General features: G+C 62.3%; 23 protein-coding genes and 1 pseudogene. 20 read left to right on the forward strand and 4 right to left on the reverse strand.

Annotated elements, in window-relative coordinates; genetic code table 11:
• Positions 1-18: 18 nt before the first annotated feature.
• Together dkgB and MB84_RS03980 are read right to left on the reverse strand one after the other, a co-directional pair.
• Entirely contained in the window at positions 19-828 is an 810-nt protein-coding gene (gene dkgB, locus MB84_RS03975) for a 2,5-didehydrogluconate reductase DkgB (protein WP_046290839.1), read from the reverse strand.
• Positions 829-978: 150 nt separating this feature from the next.
• Positions 979-2,184: an MFS transporter gene (locus MB84_RS03980; protein ID WP_046290840.1), complete on the reverse strand. Its 1,206-nt coding sequence runs from the start codon at positions 2,182-2,184 to the stop codon at positions 979-981.
• A gap of 102 nt (positions 2,185-2,286) precedes the next feature.
• On the opposite strand from MB84_RS03980, the gene MB84_RS03985 reads away from it, so the two are divergent.
• The 6 genes from MB84_RS03985 (at position 2,287) to MB84_RS04005 (ending at position 6,661) form a co-directional block, all read left to right on the forward strand.
• Positions 2,287-3,213: a LysR family transcriptional regulator gene (locus MB84_RS03985; protein WP_046290841.1), complete on the forward strand. Its 927-nt coding sequence runs from the start codon at positions 2,287-2,289 to the stop codon at positions 3,211-3,213.
• Between the two features lie 111 nt (positions 3,214-3,324).
• Complete coding sequence (locus MB84_RS03990) at positions 3,325-3,783, forward strand: GNAT family N-acetyltransferase (protein ID WP_046290842.1); 459 nt, start codon at positions 3,325-3,327, stop codon at positions 3,781-3,783.
• Positions 3,780-4,373: an FMN-dependent NADH-azoreductase gene (locus tag MB84_RS03995; protein WP_046290843.1), complete on the forward strand. Its 594-nt coding sequence runs from the start codon at positions 3,780-3,782 to the stop codon at positions 4,371-4,373. Before MB84_RS03990 ends, MB84_RS03995 begins: the two co-directional genes overlap by 4 nt.
• 217 nt (positions 4,374-4,590) lie before the next feature.
• Positions 4,591-4,836, forward strand: coding sequence for a metallophosphoesterase (locus MB84_RS31420; RefSeq protein ID WP_281192317.1), 246 nt, complete (start codon positions 4,591-4,593; stop codon positions 4,834-4,836).
• Positions 4,837-4,873: 37 nt separating this feature from the next.
• Positions 4,874-5,398 carry a metallophosphoesterase family protein gene (locus tag MB84_RS31425; protein ID WP_281192318.1) on the forward strand — a complete coding sequence of 175 codons (525 nt, stop codon included), beginning with the start codon at positions 4,874-4,876 and terminating at the stop codon, positions 5,396-5,398.
• 132 nt (positions 5,399-5,530) lie between these two features.
• The gene (locus MB84_RS04005; RefSeq protein ID WP_046290844.1) at positions 5,531-6,661 is read left to right on the forward strand and encodes an aminotransferase class V-fold PLP-dependent enzyme; all 1,131 of its coding nucleotides are present in this window, start codon (positions 5,531-5,533) and stop codon (positions 6,659-6,661) included.
• 105 nt (positions 6,662-6,766) lie between these two features.
• On the opposite strand, the gene MB84_RS04010 is transcribed toward MB84_RS04005, so the two are convergent.
• A complete protein-coding gene (locus tag MB84_RS04010; protein WP_065225749.1) occupies positions 6,767-8,245 on the reverse strand; it encodes an amino acid permease in 1,479 nt (492 codons plus the stop codon).
• Between the two features lie 687 nt (positions 8,246-8,932).
• Between MB84_RS04010 and MB84_RS04015 the strand changes: the two genes are divergently transcribed.
• From MB84_RS04015 to MB84_RS04055, 9 genes and pseudogenes are all read left to right on the forward strand, one after another.
• Complete coding sequence (locus tag MB84_RS04015; RefSeq protein ID WP_046290846.1) at positions 8,933-9,550, forward strand: sigma-70 family RNA polymerase sigma factor; 618 nt, start codon at positions 8,933-8,935, stop codon at positions 9,548-9,550.
• Complete coding sequence (locus MB84_RS04020; RefSeq protein WP_046290847.1) at positions 9,547-10,293, forward strand: anti-sigma factor; 747 nt, start codon at positions 9,547-9,549, stop codon at positions 10,291-10,293. The genes MB84_RS04015 and MB84_RS04020 overlap by 4 nt, the downstream gene beginning before the upstream one ends.
• A gap of 87 nt (positions 10,294-10,380) precedes the next feature.
• Positions 10,381-11,271, forward strand: coding sequence for a LysR family transcriptional regulator (locus MB84_RS04025; protein WP_046290848.1), 891 nt, complete (start codon positions 10,381-10,383; stop codon positions 11,269-11,271).
• A 122-nt stretch (positions 11,272-11,393) separates the two neighbouring features.
• Positions 11,394-11,708: pseudogene (locus MB84_RS04030) on the forward strand (epoxyqueuosine reductase QueH); the annotation flags it as partial.
• Between the two features lie 72 nt (positions 11,709-11,780).
• Complete coding sequence (locus tag MB84_RS04035; protein WP_046290849.1) at positions 11,781-12,764, forward strand: DUF1852 domain-containing protein; 984 nt, start codon at positions 11,781-11,783, stop codon at positions 12,762-12,764.
• A 26-nt stretch (positions 12,765-12,790) separates the two neighbouring features.
• Positions 12,791-13,819 (forward strand): methionine synthase, encoded by a 1,029-nt coding sequence (locus MB84_RS04040; protein ID WP_211279342.1) that lies wholly within the window; start codon positions 12,791-12,793, stop codon positions 13,817-13,819.
• A gap of 121 nt (positions 13,820-13,940) precedes the next feature.
• Positions 13,941-14,450, forward strand: a complete 510-nt coding sequence (locus MB84_RS04045) for a flavin reductase family protein (RefSeq protein WP_046290850.1) — start codon at positions 13,941-13,943, stop codon at positions 14,448-14,450.
• 89 nt (positions 14,451-14,539) lie between these two features.
• Complete coding sequence (locus MB84_RS04050; protein WP_046290851.1) at positions 14,540-16,135, forward strand: MDR family MFS transporter; 1,596 nt, start codon at positions 14,540-14,542, stop codon at positions 16,133-16,135.
• Between the two features lie 4 nt (positions 16,136-16,139).
• Positions 16,140-16,703 carry a MarR family winged helix-turn-helix transcriptional regulator gene (locus MB84_RS04055; RefSeq protein ID WP_065225750.1) on the forward strand — a complete coding sequence of 188 codons (564 nt, stop codon included), beginning with the start codon at positions 16,140-16,142 and terminating at the stop codon, positions 16,701-16,703.
• Between the two features lie 94 nt (positions 16,704-16,797).
• Here MB84_RS04055 and MB84_RS04060 read toward each other — a convergent pair whose 3' ends face one another.
• Positions 16,798-18,069, reverse strand: a complete 1,272-nt coding sequence (locus tag MB84_RS04060; RefSeq protein WP_046290852.1) for an amino acid deaminase — start codon at positions 18,067-18,069, stop codon at positions 16,798-16,800.
• A gap of 141 nt (positions 18,070-18,210) precedes the next feature.
• On the opposite strand from MB84_RS04060, the gene MB84_RS04065 reads away from it, so the two are divergent.
• From MB84_RS04065 to MB84_RS04085, 5 genes are all read left to right on the forward strand, one after another.
• Positions 18,211-19,089: a MurR/RpiR family transcriptional regulator gene (locus MB84_RS04065; RefSeq protein WP_046290853.1), complete on the forward strand. Its 879-nt coding sequence runs from the start codon at positions 18,211-18,213 to the stop codon at positions 19,087-19,089.
• 2 nt (positions 19,090-19,091) lie between these two features.
• On the forward strand, positions 19,092-20,591 hold the full coding sequence (locus MB84_RS04070; RefSeq protein WP_046290854.1) for an N-acyl-D-amino-acid deacylase family protein: 1,500 nt from the start codon (positions 19,092-19,094) through the stop codon (positions 20,589-20,591).
• A 57-nt stretch (positions 20,592-20,648) separates the two neighbouring features.
• Positions 20,649-21,035 carry a RidA family protein gene (locus MB84_RS04075; RefSeq protein ID WP_039402338.1) on the forward strand — a complete coding sequence of 129 codons (387 nt, stop codon included), beginning with the start codon at positions 20,649-20,651 and terminating at the stop codon, positions 21,033-21,035.
• 186 nt (positions 21,036-21,221) lie between these two features.
• Entirely contained in the window at positions 21,222-21,698 is a 477-nt protein-coding gene (locus MB84_RS04080; RefSeq protein ID WP_157122629.1) for a hypothetical protein, read from the forward strand.
• Positions 21,691-22,215: a hypothetical protein gene (locus MB84_RS04085; protein ID WP_052652932.1), complete on the forward strand. Its 525-nt coding sequence runs from the start codon at positions 21,691-21,693 to the stop codon at positions 22,213-22,215. The genes MB84_RS04080 and MB84_RS04085 overlap by 8 nt, the downstream gene beginning before the upstream one ends.
• Positions 22,216-22,225: the final 10 nt, after the last annotated feature.

The following is a 22,225-nucleotide window of genomic DNA, read 5'->3' on the forward strand; positions in this document are numbered from 1 at the left end:
CAGGGATGACCGGAACGATCAGTCGTCCCACTTGGCGGCGAGTCCGTCCGGGCTGACTTCGCGGCCGTTGCGCTCGAGCGCGGCGATCTGCGCCATGTCGTCGTCCGTCAGACGCAGCGTTTGCGCCAGCAGATTGCTCGCCAGATTTTCACGCTTGGTCGACGACGGAATCACCGAGAAGCCGCGTTGCAGCGCCCAGGCGAGTACCACTTGTGCGGGCGTGGCCTGATGTCGTTGCGCGATCTTGCCGATGACGGCGTCGCCCAGCACCTTGCCGTATGCGAGCGTCATGTACGACGTGACGTGAATACCTTGTTCTTCAAGGAAGCCCACGAGCTTCGGATTTTGCAGATACGGGCTCAATTCGATCTGGTTCGTCGCGATGGCGTCTTTGCCCACGGCGGCCATCGCCTGCTTCGTCAACTCGATGTTGAAGTTCGAGATACCGATCTGACGCGTCAAGCCCTTGGCCTTCGCGTCGGCCAGCGCCGTCATGAACTCTTCGAGCGACACGCCATTGTCCGGCGCGGGCCAGTGGATCAGCGTAAGGTCGACGTAGTCGGTGCGCAGCTTCGTGAGGCTTTCTTCGAGGCTGGCGGCGAGCTTGCCCTTGGCATAGTTCTCCACCCAGATTTTCGTGGTGAGGAACAGATCGTCGCGGGCGACGCCGGACTCGGCAATCGCCTGACCGACTTCGGCTTCGTTACCATAAATCTGCGCGGTGTCGATGGCGCGGTAGCCGAGTTCAAGGCCGGTACGAACGGAATCGATGACAACCTGGTCCTTGAGGCGGAACGTGCCGAGACCGAAAGCGGGAATGTGGCTCATCGTGAGCTCCTTAATCAATTGGGTGACAAAAAACGTGCTGCTGTGTGTCGTGACGTGTTGCGATGAGGACCATTCTGGCGGCGTCGACTGATGAGATAAACGCCGTCAGAGGTCAATCATTTTTGAATCTGAATCAATGATCGGGAGCACTCAGTTGCCGACGGTCTGCATCGGCGTCCGGTGCACGGCCATCTGCAGCAGCACCAGCAACAGACCCGATCCGGCAATCAGCGCGCCGACGATGGGCACGGCGGTGTAGCCATAGCCGGCGGAAATCACGGCACCACCGGCGGCGGCCCCCACGGCATTACCGAGGTTGAAGGCGCCGACGTTGACCGACGACGCGAGTCCCGGCGCTTCGGAGGCGGCGCGCATCACCCGCATTTGCAGCGGCGGCACGAGGGCGAACGTTGCAATCCCCCAGACCACGACCGCGAGGGCGGTGCCGATATGCGTGCGGGCCAGAATCGGGAAGGCGAGCATGACGGCGACGAGCAGCACCAGAAAAACGATCAGGCTGGTGTTGATCGAGCGGTCCGCGAGCTTGCCGCCCGCAATGTTGCCGACCGAGAAGCCGACGCCCACCAGCACGAGCATCGCAGTCACGAAGCCGGGCGATGCGCCAGTGATGGTTTGCAGCGTCGGTGCGATGTACGTGTACAGGGTGAACATCGCGCCCGCACCGAGCACGGTCGTCGCCATCGCCATCAGCACGACCGGGCGTGTCAGCACCGACAACTCGCGGCGGATATCCGGCATGCGTCCGGCGTCTCCCTTGGGCAGTGCGAAGCGCAGCGTGAGCATGGTGATCAGGCCGAGCCCGGCCGTAGCGGCGAACGACATGCGCCAGCCGATGGTCTGGCCCAGCCATGTGGCGGCAGGCACCCCGCCGATATTCGCAATCGTCAGCCCCATGAACATCGTGGCGACGGCGCTGGCCTGCTTCTCTCGCGGCACCACGCTGGCAGCGACGATGGAACCCAGCCCGAAGAACGCGCCGTGGTTCAGGCTCGTCACCAGACGGGCGAGCAGCAGCGTCGTGTAGTTCGCCGAGATGGCCGAGAGCAGGTTGCCGATGGTGAAGATGGCCATCAGCGCGATCAGTGCCGTGCGGCGCGACCAGCGCGACATGATGAGCGTCACGATGGGGGCGCCGATCATCACGCCGAGGGCGTAAGTCGTAATCAGCATGCCCGCCGTCGGGATCGAGACGTGCACGCCCTCGGCAATGACAGGGAGCAGACCCATCGGCGAAAACTCCGTCGTGCCGATGCTGAACGCGCCGATGGCCAGGGCCAGGAGCGACAACGTGGCATGCGCCGACGATGTCGAGGTTTGGGGGGAGGACTGGTTCATGACGGGAATTCCCGGGTCGGTGAAGTTGAACGGCAGTCTGCGCTCTTTACTTTTGCGGAAAAAGTAGCCTATAAACGAAATTATTTTGATTTCAAATCAACAATGAAAATCACGCTCGACGAACTGCAAGCCTTTGTGGCCGTGGTGGATACCGGGTCGATCACGGCGGCGGCCCAGCAGCTGGACCTGACGGTGTCGGCCACGAGCCGGACATTGGGGCGGCTCGAAGAGAAGCTGAAGACGACGCTGCTGCGCCGCACGACCCGGCGGCTGGAACTGACGGAGGAGGGCAAAGCGTTCTTGCTGAATGCGCGCGCCATCATCGACTCGGTCGAAAGCGCGGAAGAACAGATGGTCACGCGACGCGAAAAACCGTCCGGCCGCCTGCGTGTCGATGCCGCAACGCCGTTCATGTTGCACGTGATCGTGCCGCTAGTGCCGGGCTATCGTGAGCGCTATCCCGAGGTGGAGCTTGAACTCAACAGCAACGAAGGTTTCATCGATCTGCTGGAGCGCCGCACCGACGTGGCTATCCGGATCGGCCGACTGAAGGATTCGACACTGCATAGCCGACTCATCGGCAACAGCCGTACGCGCATGTTCGCGAGCCCGGCCTATCTGGAAAAGCACGGACATCCGCGCAGGGTGGAGGATCTGGCAAAGCACACGCTGCTGGGCTTCTCGCAACCGGAGTCGCTGAACGTGTGGCCGATTCTCGGCGCAGACGGTGAGCCGTACCGGATCGTGCCGGATGTGATGTCGTCGAGCGGCGAGACGCTTCGGCAACTCGCGCTGGAAGGGACAGGCATCGTGTGTCTGTCCGATTTCATGACGGTGCGTGACTGTGAGGCGGGCCGTCTCGCGCCGGTGCTGGCGCGTCAGGCGCAGGACGTGCGTCAGCCGATTCACGCCGTGTACTACCGCAACACGGCGATCTCGGCGCGCATCGCGTCGTTCGTCGATTATTTGGTGGCGGAGCTTCGCGCGCAGATGGCGACCGGGCAAGCGAAGGGATGGGTGGCACGGTAGCGCATGGCATGTGCGCGACGTGTCTTGTCCCGGAAGTTCCGACAGTTCTTGTCACTGGTCCGCCGCAACCCCGGTGGATAGAGTCTTCGGTGAACCACTGTCAGAGAGATCATGAATACGTTGCTTACTTTCAAATTCCTGGAGACGCCCGGCGCGGTGCACGCGGCCTATCCCGTCATGAAGGAACTCCGCCCGCACCTGGCGAGCGCCGAGGCTTTCGTCGAGCAGGTGGAGGCTCAGCGAAAGGCGTCTTACCGGCTGTTGGGCGTGTTCGACGGCGAACGCCTGCTGGGCCTTGCGGGCTACCGTCACATGACGAACCTGCTGTACGGCCATTTCGTCTATGTCGACGATCTTGTCGTGGCTGCCGACAACAAGCGGGGCGGCGCAGGGTCGCAGTTGCTGAACGAAGTCAGGGCGATTGCCCGCGAGGCGGGATGTGCCCACTTCGTGCTGGATACCGGGCTGCATATGGCGCTCGCGCAACGATTCTATTTCCGAAACGGCCTGCTCGCGAAGGGCATGCACTTCGTGGAACCGTTGACGACTTCGCACGAGGCGACCCGATGAGAAGTCTTCTGCTTAACGCCAGCCCGCATGGTCCGGCCAGCCGTGCCTTCGGCATGGCCCGGACGTTTCTGGAAAACAACGCCCGGCGCTTCGGCGACGGCCCGGTGATCGTGCGCGATCTGGTCGCGTCGCCTTTGCCGCCGATCTCGGTCGATTACGCCACCGCCATCACCTCGAGAGCGCCGGATCCGACGCATTTCGTCTTGTCCGAGCAACTGATCGAAGAGATCGAGGCGACATCGTTCCTGGCGATTGCCACACCGATGCATAACTTCACGGTACCGGCGGCGCTCAAGTTGTGGATCGACTATGTGTTACGTATCGGGCGCACGTTCGCGAACACGCCCGAAGGCAAGGTGGGAATGCTGCGCGATCGGCCGACCATCGTCCTCATCGGGTCCGGCGGGTTTCACACTGGCGAGAATGCGCGTCAGCCCGACTTTCTGACGCCATACCTTCGACATGCGCTCGGCTGCATCGGCATTACGGATGTGACGTTCTTCCCCATGCAGGGGATGGTCATGCCGCAGCAGGCCGAACAGGCGATGCTCGAATGCGAACGGGATCTGAGCCGTTATCTCGAACGGTAAGTGATGAGGAGCGAGGGGGGCAAGGGGGAGCGATGGGCAGGGACCAAACGGATCGGCGTAATCGTCATGCCGGTCCCCTTTCGATGCGGGGCGCTCATCCCGGTATTGAGCGCCGGGAGTACGATGACGTGCATCTGTCACACGCTATTCTTGCGCGACAGGCATGGTTGGCCCATCCGCTCGACACCTGTTACTCCTCACGGGAAAGCATCTCCGCATGGCAAAGTTCATTCACATCACCGACACCCATCTCGTCACGCCGGGCGAACCGTTGTACGGACTCGATCCCTACGCGCGTCTGGTCGCGTGCGTCGACGACATTATCGAGCATCACACGGACGCGCAGTGCTGCGTCATCACCGGTGATCTGACGCATCGCGGCGAAGCGACGGGCTACGCCGCATTGCGCGAGCAACTGGACCGCTTACCGTTCCCTGTCTTTCCGCTCATGGGGCAACCATGACCTGCGCTCGGCATTTACCGGATCGTTTCCCGACCGACTGCGCGATGAAGACGGATTCGTGCAGGGTCGCTTCGATCTGGGCGACGGCATGCTGCTGATGCTCGATACGCTGGACGAAGGCCAGCATGGCGGGCTGTACTGCGAGTCACGGTTGGCATGGCTTGCGCGTCAACTGGACGAGGCGGGCAATCGTCCGGTGTATCTGTTCATGCATCACCCGCCGTTCGGTATCGGCATCCCGAGCCTCGATTACATCGGGCTGGCGAATCCCGAGGCGTTCCTGAAGTGCGTGGGCGCACGCAAGAACATCCGGCATCTGTTCTTCGGTCACGTCCACCGTCCGGTGTGCGGAAGCTGGCACGGCATTCCGTACTCGACGATGCGCGGCCTGAATCATCAGGTGCCGTTCGATATGCACACGGTCGATCTGGTCCGCCAGAGCCATGAGCCACCCGCGTACGCGGTGGTGTTGCTCGGAGCCGATCAGGTGACGGTGCACTTCCACGACTATCTCGACAAGTCGGCGCTCGTGGACGAGGACGCGGGCATGCGCAGCATGTAGGTCGGCGGCGGGCGTCGGGCGTGTGTCATGGAGAACCCCGATCGGGCCGGGGCTTTCCATCGGGGCGCTGGCAATGGGATTTCGTTAGAATCTGTTCCATACCGATTCACATAACTATTATCGGAGGCAGACATGCCAGGTTTACTCCCCGACGTCGATCGCGACGGCTTGCTCGAATACTCGGTCGTCTACACCGACCGTTCCGTCAACCATATGTCGCAGCGCTTTCAGGGCGTGATGCGCGACATTTCCGACGGCCTGAAGAAGGTCTATAACGCGACGTCGGTCGTGGTCGTGCCGGGCAGTGGCACGTTTGGCATGGAAGCCGTCGCGCGCCAGTTCGCGACGAACAAGAAGTGTCTGATCATTCGCAACGGCTGGTTCAGCTTCCGCTGGTCGCAGATTTTCGACATGGGCAAGATTCCGTCGCAGACGCTGGTGCTCAAGGCCCGCCCCATTCAGGCGGGGCGGCAAGCGCCGTATGCGCCCGCGCCCATCGACGAAGTGGTCGCCGCCATCAAGGCTGAGAAGCCGGATCTTGTGTTTGCGCCGCACGTCGAGACGGCGTCGGGCATGATGCTGCCCGACGCGTATCTTCGCGCCGTGGCCGACGCGGTGCATGCCGTGGGCGGCATGTTCGTGCTCGATTGCATTGCGTCGGGGACGGTGTGGGTCGATATGCAGGCGTGCGGCGTGGACGTGCTGATCAGTGCCCCGCAGAAGGGCTGGAGCGCATCGCCATGCTGTGCGCTGGTGATGCTCGGCGCACTCGCGCGTGAGCGCATCGACAGCACCACGAGCACCAGCTTCGCGTGCGATCTTCGCCAGTGGCTCCAGATCATGGAAGCCTACGAGAAGGGCGGCTTCGCCTATCACGCCACCATGCCGACCGACAGTCTCGCCGTGCTGCGCGACGTCATCAAGGAAACCGAGGCCGACGGTCTCGAGAAGGTGCGTAACGAACAGATCGAACTCGGTCGACGCATTCGTGCGCTGCTGGCGGAAAAGGGCTTCACGAGTGTGGCGGCGCAAGGGTTCGAAGCCCCGGGCGTCGTCGTCTGCTACACCGACGACGATGGCATCCGCTCGGGCAAGAAGTTTGCCGAGGTGGGTGTGCAGACCGCCGCCGGTGTACCGCTGCGCTGCGACGAGCCGGAAGACTTCAAGACGTTCCGTATCGGCTTGTTCGGCCTCGACAAGCTCAACGATGTCGATGCGGCCGTGAACCGGTTCGGCAAGGCGCTGGACAGCGTGTTGAAGTAATTTGTGAAGTAGAGAGTCACTGCGAGGGCGGGCTGGAGATCAATCGTTTCGCCCTTGCAGAAGGTCCGAATGTGCGTCTGAAATTACGTCTGAAGCGTCAGTCTTTCAGTCCGTCTCCGCAACCGATTCCCCATCCGTCGAATTTGTGCGCACGCGCATTCGTCCGTGAGGGAAATGCATGTCGCGATACTTGACGAAATGCGACCCGCGCACGAGCCGGTAGCCCGCCCAGATCAACAGGAACAGCGGAATGCCGATGTACGTTGCGACCACGCCGCCCCAATCGATCTTGTCCTGAAGGAATGCCTCGTAGTTCTGGCCCAGCGTGATGATCAGGCACAGCACGAAGGCGAAGATCGGACCGAACGGGAAGAACGGCGAGACGTAAGGCAGATTGGCCAGATCGTGGCCCTGCCGAACGTAGCCGCGACGGAAGCGGTAATGGCTGATGGCGATCCCCAGCCACGCGATGAAGCCCGTCATGCCCGAGGTGTTGAGCAGCCAGATGTAGACGGCGTTGGGGCTGAACACGAAGGTGAAGAAACACAGGGCGGCGACGGTGGCCGTTGCCAGCAGCGCCGACATCGGCACTCCGTTGCGCGAGATGTTGCCGAAGATCTTCGGCGCTTTGCCGTCGCGCGCGAGGCTGTACAGCATGCGTGTTGCGGCGTACATCCCCGAGTTGCCCGCCGAGAGCACCGAGGTCAGCACCACGGCATTCATGACCGACGCTGCGCCGAGCAGTCCCGCACGCTCGAAGATCAGTGCAAACGGGCTGACGCTGATATCCGTCACGTCATTGCGCAGCAAATGCGGGTCGGTGTACGGAATCAGCAGGCCGATCACGAGGATCGCCGCCACATAGAACAGCAGAATGCGCCAGAAGACCTGACGCACGGCACGCGGCAGATTGCGCGCAGGATCCTTGGACTCGCCCGCTGCGATGCCGATCAGTTCGGTGCCCTGGAACGAGAAGCCCACGACCATCGCCACACCGATGAGCGCCGCAAAGCCGCCAGCGAAAGGGGCGTCGCCCACCGTCCAGTTGGCCACGCCGCCGGTTTCGCCGCCGCGAATGATGCCCAGCAGCATCATCACGCCCATCGCCACGAAGGCCAGCACGGCAATCACCTTGATAAGCGCGAACCAGAATTCGGCTTCGCCGAAACCGCGTGCCGATAAGGCATTCAGCCCGAAGGTAATTGCAAGGAAGAGGGCGCTCCAGTAGACCCCGGGAACGTCGGGGAACCAGTACGCCATGACGAGTTGCGCGGCCACGAGGTCCACCGCGACAGTGACGGCCCAGTTGTACCAGTAGTTCCAGCCCAGCGCGAAGCCGAAGCCTTCGTCGACGTAGCGCGCGCCGTAGGTCGAGAACGAGCCGGACACGGGCATGGCGGCGGCCAGTTCGCCCAGACTCGTCATCAGGAAGTAGACCATGAGGCCGATCAGCACGTAACCGAGCAGCGCCCCGCCGGGGCCAGCCTGCGCAATGGTCGCGCCCGAGGCGACAAACAGGCCGGTGCCGATGGACCCGCCGACCGCGATCATCGTCAGGTGGCGCGCAGACAGGGAGCGGCGCAATTCGGACGGTGCCGACGGTGCCGAGGGGGCCGATGCGCCCGGCTCACCGCCAGCGCAGGACGGGTCGTGTTCCGATGAAGCCAAAGTGGTGTTCCTCAAGTGCGAATAAGCGTCCCCCCGGCCCGGGTCGTCAGGCGTTTGCGCGCCTGACGAGGTTGCACTTATCCCCGGCGTAAGGACATCAGACGTCTTGTGGAAGTCCCGGGGGAATGGCGTGCCCGGCTCGGCGTCACCGAACCGGCCAACGGAGGGGTGTGCGAAGTGGGGGGATTGTACTGCGAGAGCCCGTGCGGAACTACTTTTCGCTAAGCCATGCCGCGTTGGCGCGACAAATCGCCCTCTGGGGGCGCGGGGTGCGATGCAATGGTGGTGTGCACACCGTCTATGGCGCTTCACGAAGTGGAAGCAACCACAAATACGAGTCGATGTCGCCATCGGATGCAAAGAGACGACATGGTTTATTGCGAGGACCCGAGCGAGGGCTGTCGCGAGCAAAAATCTGGCGAAAAGCGACCGGCATGCATCCGTCTGCGCTTGCTGCTCGTATCTGTCGGTAGGAAAGCCATTCCTTGCGGACAGAACGAACGTCCCGAACGGCTTGATTGTCTCGGCATCTCCTGGCAGGAGGCGAAGGTGCTATATTCCGCAGAACCTCACCATCGCGATTTTCGCGACTGCCTTGCACGCATGAACGAGTTCGGGGAAAGCGAAGACTGGTCACCCACAGCGTCTGCACGCCCGCCTGCGGGCGAGGATCGCACGGCCATTGCGCGTGAGGAACTCAGCGCCATGCTGAGCGCTGTTGCGAACGAGGATCGTGAAGCGTTCGCGGCACTCTATCGAAAGACGTCCGCACGGATCTTCGGCGTGATTCTGCGCATGGTGCCGGACCGGGCGGAAGCCGAAGACCTGCTTCAGGACGTCTATGTCAGCGTGTGGCGGCGCGCTTCTGCCTTCGATGCCACGCGTGGCACGGCGATGACCTGGCTGATTACTTTGGCTCGCAACCGTGTGATCGACCGCCTGCGACAGTCTCGCGAAGCGTCGCTAGACGAGGACCACGCCCTCAATATTCCCGCCGACACCCCCTCACCGCTGGGCATGGCGGAGGCCAGCGAAGCGCGGCGTCGACTGGAGCAGTGTCTGCAGCTTCTCCCGCCACAACAACGCAATGCCGTATGCGAGGCATTTTTCAGCGGGCTGGCATACAGCGAGCTTGCGGAGCGTCTTGCCGTCCCGCTGGGCACCGTGAAGAGCTGGATACGTCGCAGCCTGATGCAGCTCAAGGGGTGTCTTGAGCCATGAACACGCCCGCGCATTCCGACGACGACCTGCGTTGCGCCGAGTACGTGCTTGGTGTGATGGAGGCGGACGAACGTCGCACGCTGGAGCAGGAGGCACTGGCGAATCCGCAAGTGCAGGCGCGACTCGCGTTCTGGCAGGACCGTCTTTCACCGCTCGTCGAAGACTTGCTGCAGGAAGCACCGCCGGATCGGGTGTGGCGGCGTGTCGAGCAGGCGATCCGGCCGACGCAACCGAGTGCTGCGACCCGCGCGATGCCCCGTGCAACGCCGGTTGGGCTTTGGGACTCTCTGCCTCTGTGGCGATGGCTGGGCATCGGCGCGAGCGTTGCAGCGCTGGTGTTGCTCGCCGTGGCGCTCAAGTTCGCCTTGCCGGGGGGCACGTCGACGCCATCCGTCTCGCTCAGCTATCGCGTGGCGACCATCGCACGGCAGGATGGCGTTGCTCACTGGACTGCGACCCTCGCGTCGCAGCAAGATCGACTGCTCATCGTCCCTGCCACTCGGCCAACGATTGCCGAGAACAAGGTGACCGAGCTGTGGCTGGTACAGGGCGACGCCAAGCCCGTCCCGCTCGGTGTTTTCGATCCCGCGCAAACGGTGACGATCCCGCTGTCTCGTACGACGGCCGCCGCGTTGCGCGGCGCCGCTGCCGTTCTCGCGGTCTCCCTTGAGCCGCCAGGCGGATCTCCGACCGGGCAGCCGACCGGCCCGGTCATCGCGACAGGGGCGCTTCATCCGGCTTGATGACTATGGCAGGCTGCATGGCAAGCGCGGGATTCGATGACGTAGAATCCCGGCATCGCAACGAAATATGAATTTCGCTCATCCATCATGCTTGACCGTATCCATTTGTCCATCGTTCAGGAGGTGGAAAAGCAGGGGTCGCTGACCGCCGCCGCAGGTGTGCTGCACGTGACGCAGTCGGCGTTGAGTCACAGCATGAAGAAGCTCGAGCAGCAACTGGGCACCAACATCTGGTTGCGCGAAGGCCGGAGTCTGCGTCTGACGCAAGCCGGTCAATATCTACTGGCGGTGGCCAACCGGGTGCTGCCGCAACTGGATCTGGCCGAAGAACGCTTGCAGCAGTTCGCGCAGGGAGAGCGGGGCGCGCTGCGCATCGGCATGGAATGCCACCCTTGCTATCAGTGGCTGCTCAAAGTCGTGTCGCCCTATCTGGCCGCATGGCCGGACGTCGATGTCGACGTCAAACAGAAATTTCAGTTCGGTGGCATCGGCGCGCTGTTCGGTTACGAGATCGATCTGCTGGTCACGCCCGATCCGCTGGACAAGCCCGGCCTTGTCTTCGAGCCGGTGTTCGATTACGAACAGGTTCTCGTCGTTGCCAGCAACCACAAGCTGGCCAATGAGGCGTACATCAAGCCCAGGCAACTGACTCATGAGGTGCTGGTGGCTTATCCGGTGCCGATCGACCGTCTGGACATCTACAACATGTTCCTCACACCGGCGGGCATTACGCCGAAGCGCCATAAACCCATCGAAACCACCGACATCATGATGCAGATGGTCGCGAGCGGTCGTGGCGTGGCGGCGCTACCTCGCTGGCTGGTGCTTGAGTACGCGCACAAGATGGACGTGGTGCCCGTCCAACTGGGCAAGAACGGTATCGCCAAGCACATCTATCTGGGCGCTCGCGAGGCCGATTTGGGAACCGACTATCTGCGCGCCTTTATCGAGCAGGCGAAGCGGCCCGCCGAGATCTGATACTGCGCAGTCGCCTTTCACATGAACCGTCTTCATGGAAATATGAGAATTTATCGATTTTCATAATGTAAGGCGAACACCATAATCCGAAGCTCTTAGTCCGATGTACGCGGGCGTTATTCATGGAGCTTCTCGTGGTGTCCGCAACCGAACGCAAGCCATTGGCATTACCCGGCGGGCACAAGAAGGTGCTGCTGCACTCATGCTGCGCGCCGTGCTCCGGTGAAGTGATGGAAGCCATTCAGGCTTCCGGCATCGACTTCACGATCTTCTTCTACAACCCAAACATTCATCCGCTCAAGGAATACGAGCTTCGCAAGAACGAGAACATCCGTTTTGCCGAGAAGTTCGGGATTCCGTTCGTCGACGCCGATTACGACCGCGATCACTGGTTCGAACGTGCCAAAGGCATGGAGCACGAACCGGAGCGCGGCGTGATGTTCCACGGTGACGACACCGCAGAACAGGGCAAGTAAGTTTCAATTTCAGAATCAGAGCGTCAGATCATCATGAGTCAAGATTTCACATTCGCCATCAAGCGCATGAGTTTCGACGAGGACTATCGCCCGTCGGACAATACGCGCATCACGACCAACTTCGCCAATCTGGCCCGTGGCAGCAGCCGCCAGGAAAACCTGCGCAATACTCTCCAGATGATCGACAACCGTTTCAATGCGCTGGCGCATTGGGACAATCCGAAGGGCGATCGTTACACCGTCAAGCTCGACATCGTTTCCGTCGAAATGCGCATTGGCGGTGAAAGCAACGGCAGCGCGCTTCCGCTGATCGAAATATTGAACACCCGAATTTTCGATAAGAAGAACAACGTGCATATCGACGGCATGGTGGGGAATAACTTCTCCTCCTATGTGCGCGATTACGACTTCAGCGTGCTCTTGCTGGCGTACAACAAGGACCAGCCGACATTCGGCACGCCGGAGAATTTCGGCGATCTGCATGGCAAGCTGTTCAAGTCGTTCGTGAATTCGGACGCTTACAAAGCCAACTTCAACAAGCAGCCTGTCATTTGTCTGAGCGTATCGAGCACGCGCACCTACCGTAGAACGGCCAATGTGCACCCTGTGCTGGGCGTCGAATACTTGCAGGACGAGTATTCGCTGACCGACGAATACTTCGCGAAGATGGGCTTGAAGGTTCGCTATTTCATGCCCCGCAATAGCGTCGCACCGTTGGCTTTCTATTTCTCCGGCGATTTGCCGGGCGACTACACGGATCTCGAACTGATCAGCACCATCAGCACGATGGACACGTTCCAGAAGATCTATCGCCCTGAGATTTACAACGCGAATTCCGCCGCAGGGGAATCCTATCGGCCGAGTCTGAAGCATCAGGATTACTCGCTGACTCGCATTGTCTACGATCGGGAAGAACGTAGCCGTCTGGCTATCGAGCAGGGAAAGTTTGTCGAGGAGCACTTCGTCAAACCCTACCGCGCCACGCTTGATCAGTGGTCCGCTAACTACGCTCATTGACTCACTTAAACGCAAGGTCATTCATCGTGAAAAAATTGTTGCCGACTTCGACTGCTGGTAGTTTGCCCAAACCGTCCTGGCTCGCAGAACCCGAGAAACTCTGGTCGCCCTGGAAACTGGAAGGCGAAGAATTGGTTCAGGGCAAGCAAGATGCGCTGCGTCTGTCTCTGCAAGAGCAGCAACACGCGGGTATCGATATCGTCAGCGATGGCGAGCAAACGCGTCAGCATTTCGTGACGACGTTTATCGAACACCTGAGCGGCGTCGACTTCAACAACCGTCAGACCGTACGAATTCGCGACCGCTACGACGCGAGTGTGCCGACGGTCGTGGGCGCTGTCGCCCGCCAGAAGCCGGTGTTCGTCGAAGACGCGAAGTTCTTGCGCGCGCAGACCCAGCAACCGATCAAGTGGGCGCTACCCGGCCCAATGACGATGATCGACACGCTGTACGACGATCACTACAAGAGCCGCGAAAAGCTGGCGTGGGAATTCGCCAAGATTCTCAATGAGGAAGCGAAGGAATTGGAAGCGGCAGGCGTCGACATCATTCAGTTCGACGAACCGGCATTCAACGTCTTCTTCGACGAAGTCAACGAATGGGGCGTGGCGACGCTGGAGCGCGCCATCGAAGGGCTCAAGTGCGAAACCGCCGTTCACATTTGCTACGGCTATGGCATCAAGGCCAATACGGACTGGAAGAAGTCGCTGGGCACGGAGTGGCGTCAGTATGAAGAAGCCTTCCCGAAGCTGCAGAAATCGAGCATCGACATGATCTCGCTGGAATGCCACAACTCGCATGTGCCCATCGATCTGATCGAACTCATTCGCGGCAAGAAGGTGATGGTCGGGGCCATTGACGTGGCATCCGACACGATCGAAACGCCGGAAGAAGTGGCTGGCACGCTGCGCAAGGCATTGAAGTTTGTCGATGCCGACAAGCTCTTTCCGTGCACCAACTGCGGCATGGCACCGCTGTCCCGTGCGGTGGCACGCGGCAAGCTGGCGGCACTGAGCGCCGGTGCGGAAATCGTGCGTCGCGAACTGTCGAACTAAGTTCCGAGTCGCCAGGCGCAAGTCGGCCCGCACGCGTGCTACCTATCTGAACGGATCGGTTTGCATGGCGAGCGGGGTGGCTTGCGCCAGTTGAATTGCCCCCCGGTATTTGTCCCCCGCTATGTCACTTCCGAGTCCGGCCATCGAGCCACTGCGCTTTCGCGAAGCGCTCGGGCACTACGCCTCCGGTATCACGATCATCACGTCGCACATCGACGACGAGCCGCTAGGTTTCACCTGTCAGTCGTTCTATAGCGTGTCGACGAATCCGCCGCTGGTGTCGTTCAGCGTCATGGCCACGTCGGACAGCTATCCCAGGATCCGTCAGGCGGGACGCTTTGCCGTCAACATCCTGTCGGAAGCGCAAGCGGAAATTTCCAACCAGTTCGCCCGACGAGGCACGGACAAATGGCGCGGCGTCGACTGGCAGACTTCGCCGCTGGGCAATCCCATCATTCCGGGAAGTCTGCACTGGCTGGATTGCGAGATCTACGGGGAATACGCCGCAGGCGATCACGTGATTGTGATCGGTGAAGTGAAGGCGTTAGACGCGCAGGGCTCGACAGCGAATCAGCCGTTGCTGTACTTCAAAGGCCAGTATCGAAATATTGCCGACCACGGCGGGGTGTGAGCGCTGCCTAAATCCCTCCCTTACCCAAATCCCCTACGCAGCAACCGTGCTAGAATCATTGACTGATCAAACATTGATCCGTCCAAAAAATGGCTCCCAGTCCTAGCACCCCGCACTCGGCGGGGCAGGTGTTGCCCTTCCGGCAGTCGCTCGTGGCGATGCTCGGCCTTTGTTTCTGCACGATGATGGTGGCACTCGACCAGACAGTGGTCGGGACTGCGCTGCCGACCATCGTCGCGGAACTCAAGGGGTTCGAGTATTACGCGTGGGTCGCGACGTCGTATCTCCTCACCTCAGTCATCACCGTCCCCATCTTCGGACGCCTCGGCGATTTCTACGGCCGCAAGCGCTTCGTCATGGCGGCGATCATCGTCTTTACGGCAGCGTCTGTCCTTTGCGGTGCGGCGAACAGCATGCCATTCCTCGTCTTCGCCCGCGCCCTGCAGGGCGTCGGCGGCGGCATGCTCGTCGGGACCGCGTTCGCCTGCGTGCCGGAACTGTTCCCCGATCCTCACGTGCGTCTGCGCTGGCAGGTCATGCTCAGCTCCGCCTTCGGCATCGCGAATGCCATCGGGCCGTCGCTCGGGGGATTCCTCACCGAAGCCTACGGCTGGCGCTCGGTCTTCTACGTCAATTTGCCCGTCGGTTTGCTCGGCATCTGGTTCATCGGACGCCACTTGCCGCAAATGCGCGCCGAAGAACACAGCAAAGCCAGCATCGACTGGCTCGGCGCAGTGCTCATCACCGCAGCGCTCGGCAGCTTGCAGATGCTCGTCGAATGGTTGCCTGCGGATGGTCTTTCGCGCGGTGTGGTGACGCTGGCCGTTGTGCTGGTCGTCTCGTCGTTCGCGCTCTATCGATGGGAGCAGCGCACCTCGCATCCGATCGTGCCGTTCGAGATGTTCCGCGACAAATCGCTCGCGCCGCTGTTCGTGCTGTCCGTCTTCGCCGGATTCTCGATGTTCGGGCTGCTGTTCTACGCGCCGCTGTTGCTGCAAGGCGGCTTCGGCCTTTCGCCGCGCGAAACCGGTTTGCTCATCACGCCGCTGGTCGTGTGCATCACCGTGGGCAGCATCGTGAACGGGCGTCTGATTACCCGTCTGCGAAATCCGAACGTGATGTTGTATGGCGGCTTCCTGCTGCTCGCGCTGGCCTGCGCAGGCATCATCACGACGCATCGCGGCACTTCGCATCTGCTGATCGCCGCGTACATGTTCCTTGCGGGGCTCGGTCTCGGCTTTGTGATGCCGAACCTGACTGTCTTCGCACAGGAAGTCGCAGGACGTGCGCACCTCGGGATCGCGACCGCACTGATGCAATCGCTGCGCATGATCGGCGGGATGCTTGGCACGGCCATCGTCGGTACGCTCGTGAATCACAGTTATACGTCACGCGTTGCCGATGCGCTGGCGGCCAACGAAGGTACGCGTTTCACGTCGCAACTATCCGATCCGCAGATCCTCGTGAACGTCACGGCGCAAAGCGACTTCCTGATGACGCTCGCGCACATGGGCCAGAACGGCGCGCTGTTTATCGAGTCGGCGCGCACGTCGCTCGTCGCCGCCATTCATAGCGGCCAGATGGTGTCGCTCGCGGCCGCGCTTGCCGGGTTGTGGTTCGTGCGGCGCGTGCCGCTCATTCGTCTGACGCGCGGCGTAAAGACGCAGCCGCCCGCAGGGGAGTGACGCGATGCCGACCGCTTTGAAACGTAACGTCATTCAACAATTGAGTCTGACCTACCGCGCGATGATGCTCGCCTTCGACGCGCAGGTCGGACATCCGCTGCCGCGCTGGCGCATCATTCTCGCGCTGGCCGAACGCGGCACCTGCTCGCAGAAGTTTCTTGCCGAACATTGCCGACTGGATCCGGCGTCGCTCACTCGTCAGCTCCAGTCGATGGAGGCGCTCGGCTGGCTGTCGCGCGCGACCGACCCCGACGACAACCGTCTGACGAATGTCACGCTGACGGAGGCGGGCATGGCCGTGCACGACGAGGCGACGCCGCGTCGTCAGGCCTTCTTCGACGACACGCTGGCAGGCATGACGCCGGATGAGATCGCCACGCTGGAGAGCGCGCTCTTGCATCTGGAGGCACAGTTCAAGTCGGTGGCCTCCAGGGCGAAGTCGGGCGCTTCCGGTGACATGCAGCCCAAGCCCGGCACGGGAGGCGAAGCGCGGCGGCGAGCCACTACCGCACCCAATGCTACGGACACGACGCCCGCGCGAAAGCGAGCTTCCAAAAACGCGTCATAGGTCGCTCGCCCAGTCGGACGTCGGCCACAAAAAAGCCGCTTCGAATTGAAGCGGCTTTTCTTTGCTGTGTTCGGGACGAACGGTGTGACGACGCTCAGAAGAACGTCTGCACGATCTCGACGACGTTGTAGTCGCCGTCGACGACCGGCAGGTGACGCCACTTGTCGAACGTCAGGCAAGGGTGCGAGATGTCGAACGCAATCATGTCGCCCACGCGGATGTCGTCGCCCGGTGCAATGCGCAAATAGGCGTGCTGGTCCATCATGCCGGTGACTTCCCAATGCTCCGGGGTTGCCTTCGGCGACTTGCTTTCGCCCGGACGGAACTGCTGTGCCGGTTCGGGCATGCCCGCGTCGAACGCGGCGTCGCGCTTGCCCAGCGCGATGATGGCGCGCTCGGGTTCGGGAATCGATTGCACGTACGCCCACAGTTGCAACGCCGGTTGCAATTGCGAGCGCATCTGCTTCGCGATGGGGTTGCGCGTCGCGATCTGTGCCTGCGCCGCCTTGTAGATACCCACGTCGTGCGTGAGATAGCAGCCGGGACGTAGCACCACATCCAGCGGCGCGCCCACGTCCTTGTGCGCGAATTCGTCAGCGACCACGTCGTACCATGCAGAACCCGCGCCCGAGAGCACGGCAGGGTTACGCTCGACCCGACCCGCTGCGACCAGCTCGCGCGTGATGCCCACCGCGCGTTGCAGGAAGGCGCGAATGTCGGCTTCTGTGCTCAGCACGCCTTCGTACACTTCCACACCCGCGAGTTTGACGGCGTCGTGATACTGCGCGAGCGCATCGAGCACGGTCTGCTGCTGCGCGGCGTCGCGCACGCCCGTGCGGCCGCCCGTCACGCCGAGTTCGATCAATACCTGAATCGTCTGGCCGCGCGCGCGGAAGAATTCGCCCAGATGCGCCACCGCAGCCGCCGAGTCCACCAGACAGAAGAATTCGAAGTCGGCGTCTTTCAACAGGTCGGCAATCATCGTCATGTTGCGTTTGCCGACGAGCTGATTCGCCATGAGCACACGGCGCACGCCGTGGTGATAGGCCACGTAGGTTTGATGCGCCGTGGCGAGCGTGATGCCCCATGCGCCGCCGTCCAATTGGCGACGGAACAGCTTCGGGGCCATTGTCGTCTTGCCGTGCGGGGCGAGCTTCACGCCGTATTCGTGCACGAAACGCTGCATCCACGCGAGGTTGTGACGGATCTTGTCCTCGTAGAGCACCGCCGTCGGCAGGCTCAGGTCTTCGTTCAGCAAATTCCAGCCCAGACCGGTCGCGTTGGCGGGCGCGAGCGGCGCGTCCAACGCACCCAGACCCTTGTTGAGGGTATCGATCATGCCGTGCTGATAGTTTGTATCACTCATTCCCATCTCTCCTCATGTCTGTGCGCCTTTGGCCGCCGGATGGCTCCTATAATAGCGTTTAATTACCAGCGTTTGACAGTTTTGTTATAAAGTAACAAATATTGGGCGTCCGACCTTCGGGGCGCTGCACAGACCGGATATATGGCCGAAACCTTCGATATCGTGACCCGCGTTGCCGAACGCAGCGACGCCCTGAGTCAGGCAGAACGCAAAGTCGCGCAGGTCGTGCTGGAAGACGTGGCGGGCGCCGCAGCGGCGTCGATCAACGTACTGGCCGAGCGCGCTGGCGTGAGCGAGGCAAGCGTGACCCGATTCGCCAAAGCGATGGGCTGCCGCGATGTACGCGACCTCAAGCTGCGACTGGCGCAGGCGGCGGTCGTCGGCCAGCGCTTTCTCGGCGCGAGCGCGGCTAATGGGCAAGACGGCGGCGAGACCATCGACCGGATTGCCGACGATATTCAGACGACGTTGCAGGTGCATCGCGGACTCATCAAGCCCGACACGGTGCGACGTGCCGCCGCGCGGCTGCTCTCGGCGCGCATGGTGTATGCGTTCGGGATGGGCGGCGGGTCGTCGCTGCTGGCCGACGAGGCGCGCTACCGCCTTGTGCGTCTGGGCCGTCCGGTCGCGAGCTATCAGGACGCCGTGCTGGCCCGCATGGTCGCCGGTACGCTCGGACGCGACGACGTCGTACTCGCCTTCTCGGTGAGCGGTCACACGCCGGAACTGCTGTCCGCCTGCGAAATTGCGCGCGAATACGGGGCACAGGTCGTGGCCGTTACTGCAACGGGGTCGCCGCTGTCCGCGCTCGCCGACGAGGTGTTGCCGATCCGCGCGCTGGAAACCGATTTCATTTTCAAACCGTCGTCGTCGCGTTACGCGATGCTGCTTGCCATGGACGTGCTGGCCACGGAACTGGCGTTGCTCGCCAAGCCGCAGAGTCAGGCGCTGTTGCGACGAATCAAATATGTGCTCGACACACATCGGGGCGGCGGGGATCGCCAGCCTCTGGGAGACTGACCATGACTGACCGCACCGAAAATCTGGCCGATCGCACGGTCGATACGCTGATCACCGACGTCCGTCTGGCCGACGGCTCCGGCGCGCCCATGACGGACGAGCGCTTCGACGTGGCGCTGCGCGGTGGCCGCATCTATGCAATTACGCCAGCGGGCGAGCGCCCGGGCTGGCAAGCGACGCAAGTCGTCGCGGGCAACGGCAACGTACTGAGCCCCGGCTTCATCGACGTGCATACGCACGACGACACCAACGTCGTGCGTGCGCCGGAAATGACGCCGAAGCTGTCGCAAGGTGTGACGACCGTCGTCGTCGGCAACTGCGGCATTAGCGCGTCGCCGGTCACCCTCAAGGGCGATCCGCCCGATCCGATGAACTTGCTGGGCGAGGCGAGCGCGTTCCGGTACCCGACCTTCGCGGCCTATGTCGACGCGCTGGAGAAGGCGCAACCGTCGATCAACGTGGCGGCGCTGATCGGTCACACGGCCCTGCGCAACAACCATATGGACCGTCTCGACCGGCCTGCGACGCAAGCCGAAATCGAAGGCATGCGCGCGCAACTTCGCGAAGCGCTGGCGGGCGGCGCGCTGGGCTTGTCGACGGGACTGGCTTACGCGAACGCGAATGCTGCGCCGACCGAGGAAGTCCTCGCGCTGGCCGAACCGCTGGCTGAAGCGGGCGGTCTTTACGCTACGCACTTGCGTACCGAGTTCGCCGAGATTCTCGACGCACTCGACGAAGCCTTCCGCATCGGACGTCACGCACGCGTGCCGGTGGTCGTCTCGCACCTGAAGTGTGCGGGCGTCGACAACTGGGGACGCAGCACCGAAATCCTCGAAGCACTCGACAAGGCGCAGCGCTATCAGCCGGTGGGCTGCGACTGCTATCCATACACGGCGAGTTCGTCGACGCTCGATCTCAAGCAAGTCACCGACGACTTCGACATTCTCGTCACGTGGTCGCAGGCGCATCCCGATCAGGGCGGCAAGCTGCTCGCGACGATTGCCGCCGACTGGGGCGTCGATCTGATGGAGGCGGCGAAGCGTCTGCAACCGGCCGGCGCGGTGTATCACTGCATGGAAGAAGATGATGTGCGCCGTATTCTGCGTCACCCTGCGACGGTGGTCGGCTCCGACGGGTTGCCCAACGACCCGTTGCCGCACCCGCGTCTGTGGGGCGCGTTCCCGCGCGTGCTGGGGCGCTACAGCCGCGAGCAGGCATTGTTCCCGTTGGCGGAAGCCGTCCACAAGATGACGGGGCTCTCCGCCGAGCGTTTCGGTCTGAGCGAGCGCGGATTTGTGCGCGAAGGATATTGGGCCGATCTGGTGTTGTTCGATCCGGCGACCGTGGCTGACGCCGCGACGTTTACCGATCCGATGCAACCCGCGTATGGCATTTCGGCGGTGTGGGTCAACGGGGTGCTCTCGTGGCAGGACCGCGCACCGACGCAGAACGCGCGCGCCGGACGCTTTGTGCGTCGTGGCACGCCGCAGCCGGTGCTGTGAACCGTTGCAAGCGCCGGTGTAGTTGAAAACGATTCGTTGAAAGGAGCGATGATGAGCATCAAACGATATGGCGTGGAAGGCGGGCAAGGCACCGGTGGCCAGCGCATGCCCTTTGCACGCGCGACCGAGGCCGACGGCTTCCTGTTCGTCTCGGGACAGACCCCGATGAAAGACGGCGAAGTGATCGACGGGGGCATCGTCGCCCAGTCGCATCAGGCGATTCAGAACATGATCGCGATTCTGACCGAGGCCGGTTACGGCACCGAGCACGTCATGCGTATCGGCGTGTGGCTGGACGATCCGCGCGACTTCGCGTCGTTCAACAAGGTGTTCAAGGAGTACTTCGGGGATCATCCGCCCGCACGCGCCTGTGTCGTGTCGAGCATGGTCATCGACTGCAAGGTGGAAGTGGACTGCGTGGCGTACAAGAAGCCGACTGCGTAAGTCATCGCTGACGAACTGCCCGTGCAGGGAGAAAGCCGACGATCATCGTCGGCTTTTTTTCGGCCTTGTGCTTTCGGGTTGACCGATACGGACGTCACCGTTTCGCAAAGTCTGCGGTTTGCCTTCGATGGTCGGTCGCCAGGAAAGCGCGCAATCTTCAGCCTCCTAACCTGACAGGAGGTCATCGTGAATTCAGGAGCCATTGGCGGGAGCGGGGCGAGTGCACCGGCCTCGTCTACGTACCGGGCCGCCATCGAGTCCCCCGACGACCCTCGCATCACCATCGAATTCCCCATGACGCCGGACGATATCCGTTTGCGCTCCCAGACCATGAGCCGGTTGGGACGGGGCGGTCTGTCGGGTGGACTGACCGGCGTGGCGATCACGGTGCTGGGGCTGCTGGGGTTATCGACCGGCGCGTACTACTGCCTTGCCGCGAGCGTCGCGGACGACGAATCGGAGGCCTCGCGGCAGGACTCGTGGATCGCCGTGGGCGTCGGCAGTGGCATGGCAGCGTTGTCGACACTCGCCGTGACATACGGCCTGGCGCAGGTCTGCCAATGCCTGAGGAAGCAGCGCGAGGCGGGGCGGGAGATGACGACGCTCACCACGCACGTGCAATTCAATTCATCGAGGGAGGTCGAGTCACGTGACTATGTCTGACGATCCGTTGGGGTATGCGGGACGTGCACCGTCCTCGACGTCCATGGCCGGAAAGATCGAAGCGGCGCTGGCGGCGGTGCGCGACGCCGAAGCGCAACGCGAGGCGATGGATCTGCCACGGCCCGGCACCTGGGACACCGCACAGTGCGACGCCGTCTATCGCTGTGGCTACGGCGCGTTTGAGCGCGGTGACTTTGCGCACGCCATCGAGTGCTTTGCACCGCTTCTGTCCGCGTGTCCGCTTGAGGCGGACTACGCGGTGGCGCTTGCGCTATCGATGCAGCGTCAGGGCGAACCCGAGGCGGCGTTGCCGCTGTTCATGGCGGCGGCGCTGCTGGATCAGGACGCCCCCGGGCCGATGTATCGCGTGGGGGAGTGTCTGATCGAGCTACGGCAGCTCGACGGCGCATGCCAGGCGATGCGGCAGACGCTGATGCGTTGCGCCGGTGAGCCGAAATACGCCAACGTCGGAAACGCCGCACTGAAACTGCTGGCGACGCTGGGCTATCTCGGCTGACGCAGGGGCT

The sequence above is a fragment of the Pandoraea oxalativorans genome (assembly GCF_000972785.3).
Taxonomy (GTDB): domain Bacteria; phylum Pseudomonadota; class Gammaproteobacteria; order Burkholderiales; family Burkholderiaceae; genus Pandoraea; species Pandoraea oxalativorans.

What these genes read in the sequence shown, in the direction of transcription:
- dkgB (WP_046290839.1), bottom strand. Translation starts at nt 828, where the DNA reads ATGAGCCACATTCCCGCTTTCGGTCTCGGCACGTTCCGCCTCAAGGAC.
- MB84_RS03980 (WP_046290840.1), bottom strand. Translation starts at nt 2,184, where the DNA reads ATGAACCAGTCCTCCCCCCAAACCTCGACATCGTCGGCGCATGCCACG.
- MB84_RS03985 (WP_046290841.1), top strand. Translation starts at nt 2,287, where the DNA reads ATGAAAATCACGCTCGACGAACTGCAAGCCTTTGTGGCCGTGGTGGAT.
- MB84_RS03990 (WP_046290842.1), top strand. Translation starts at nt 3,325, where the DNA reads ATGAATACGTTGCTTACTTTCAAATTCCTGGAGACGCCCGGCGCGGTG.
- MB84_RS03995 (WP_046290843.1), top strand. Translation starts at nt 3,780, where the DNA reads ATGAGAAGTCTTCTGCTTAACGCCAGCCCGCATGGTCCGGCCAGCCGT.
- MB84_RS31420 (WP_281192317.1), top strand. Translation starts at nt 4,591, where the DNA reads ATGGCAAAGTTCATTCACATCACCGACACCCATCTCGTCACGCCGGGC.
- MB84_RS04005 (WP_046290844.1), top strand. Translation starts at nt 5,531, where the DNA reads ATGCCAGGTTTACTCCCCGACGTCGATCGCGACGGCTTGCTCGAATAC.
- MB84_RS04015 (WP_046290846.1), top strand. Translation starts at nt 8,933, where the DNA reads ATGAACGAGTTCGGGGAAAGCGAAGACTGGTCACCCACAGCGTCTGCA.
- MB84_RS04020 (WP_046290847.1), top strand. Translation starts at nt 9,547, where the DNA reads ATGAACACGCCCGCGCATTCCGACGACGACCTGCGTTGCGCCGAGTAC.
- MB84_RS04025 (WP_046290848.1), top strand. Translation starts at nt 10,381, where the DNA reads ATGCTTGACCGTATCCATTTGTCCATCGTTCAGGAGGTGGAAAAGCAG.
- MB84_RS04035 (WP_046290849.1), top strand. Translation starts at nt 11,781, where the DNA reads ATGAGTCAAGATTTCACATTCGCCATCAAGCGCATGAGTTTCGACGAG.
- MB84_RS04045 (WP_046290850.1), top strand. Translation starts at nt 13,941, where the DNA reads ATGTCACTTCCGAGTCCGGCCATCGAGCCACTGCGCTTTCGCGAAGCG.
- MB84_RS04050 (WP_046290851.1), top strand. Translation starts at nt 14,540, where the DNA reads ATGGCTCCCAGTCCTAGCACCCCGCACTCGGCGGGGCAGGTGTTGCCC.
- MB84_RS04055 (WP_065225750.1), top strand. Translation starts at nt 16,140, where the DNA reads ATGCCGACCGCTTTGAAACGTAACGTCATTCAACAATTGAGTCTGACC.
- MB84_RS04060 (WP_046290852.1), bottom strand. Translation starts at nt 18,069, where the DNA reads ATGAGTGATACAAACTATCAGCACGGCATGATCGATACCCTCAACAAG.
- MB84_RS04065 (WP_046290853.1), top strand. Translation starts at nt 18,211, where the DNA reads ATGGCCGAAACCTTCGATATCGTGACCCGCGTTGCCGAACGCAGCGAC.
- MB84_RS04070 (WP_046290854.1), top strand. Translation starts at nt 19,092, where the DNA reads ATGACTGACCGCACCGAAAATCTGGCCGATCGCACGGTCGATACGCTG.
- MB84_RS04085 (WP_052652932.1), top strand. Translation starts at nt 21,691, where the DNA reads ATGTCTGACGATCCGTTGGGGTATGCGGGACGTGCACCGTCCTCGACG.